The following is a 1,243-nucleotide window of genomic DNA, read 5'->3' as shown; positions in this document are numbered from 1 at the left end:
GCGATACGCCCGGCTCGCTCCGGTCGCGGTGTTTTGCGTGCTGTTCCTGCTGCCGCTGGATTTCGGCCAACGCGAGCAGATTTCCGTCATTGCCTTGCTGCCATGGCTGGCTCTGTTCTCGGTGCGCGATCACAGAGTGGACTTCCACGCCGGCAGCGCTGCCGAGCAGATCGTTGCGGGTGTAGGCGCCGCTGTCTTCGTCATGATCAAGCCTCCTTACAGTGTGCTGGCGCTGGCGGTGCCGGCCTTGGTGGTTGCGCTGCAACGACGCTCATTGCGTCCGCTTTGGACGACGGAGAATATCGTCGGCGGCATCTTGACCGTCATCTATCTGACTGCGGTCGCAGTCTTCATGCGCCCCTTCTTCACCGATGTCTTGCCGTTGCTGCGTCAGGTCTATCTGCCGATGCGCGCGCCGGTCGTTGATATGTTGACGCTCTGGCCGATCGAAGCGTTCCTGGCAATGGCGGCGACCACGCTCGCAATGGCTCGCCCCGACCGTATTCATCGCGATGCGAAAATACTGCTTCTGGCCGGGACAGCTTATGTCCCCGCTTTCCTCATGATGGGCAAGGGTTGGACCTATCAGGCGCTGCCGTTCCTGACATTTGGCGCCTTGGCGTTCCTGCTCCAATTTGTCCGGCGGCCGCCGTGGCGGGACCTGACCATCTTGGCCAGGACCGGAACCGCGCTCGGCCTGCTTCTCTTGATACTGATCGCCCTTCAGGGACAGGTCTCAGCGCTGTTGCAGCCTCGCGGCGATCTGGACGCGGCTACAGCCGCCATCGCCATCGCCGTCGATCGCCCCACCGTCATGTCGATCGGCTCTCGGCTGCAGGTCGGCAACCCACTCGTGCGGGCGGTCGGTGGCCGCCTTGTCGGTCGTCACCCCTCCGCGTGGATGGTCAGGGATTCCGGGCTGCTGATCGAGGCGGGGAGGGATCCGGTCACACGGAAGGAACTGCAAGCACTGCGGGACACATACATTCTCGATATTGCGAAGGAAGTGACCACCAAACGGCCGGACATCGTCCTTGACGATGGGACGGCGGTACCCAGTGCCCCGGTATTGCTGAAGATCGCGGACAACCCCCCTCCGCCGAGGCCACTTCGCGACAACCCCGCGGTCGCAGAAGCGCTGCGGGGCTACCGCTTGCTGCTCCAGAATGGTTCGGTGACAGTGCTCATCCGCGCCGATACAGCCGCGCGCTAGCAGCTCGTAGCAGGTTCGTCGAACCTGCTA

The 1,243-nt window shown here is 63.2% G+C and carries 1 protein-coding gene; it reads left to right on the top strand.

Annotated features, from left to right (window positions below):
• Window positions 1-1,213: hypothetical protein (locus EOA36_RS37610; protein WP_189553554.1), on the top strand; the 1,213-nt coding region annotated here is incomplete at its 5' end.
• Between the last annotated feature and the right edge of the window lie 30 nt (window positions 1,214-1,243).

Source organism: Mesorhizobium sp. M8A.F.Ca.ET.021.01.1.1, from assembly GCF_003998025.1.
Classification (GTDB): domain Bacteria; phylum Pseudomonadota; class Alphaproteobacteria; order Rhizobiales; family Rhizobiaceae; genus Mesorhizobium.
This window is presented reverse-complemented; position numbering and strand designations above follow the sequence as displayed.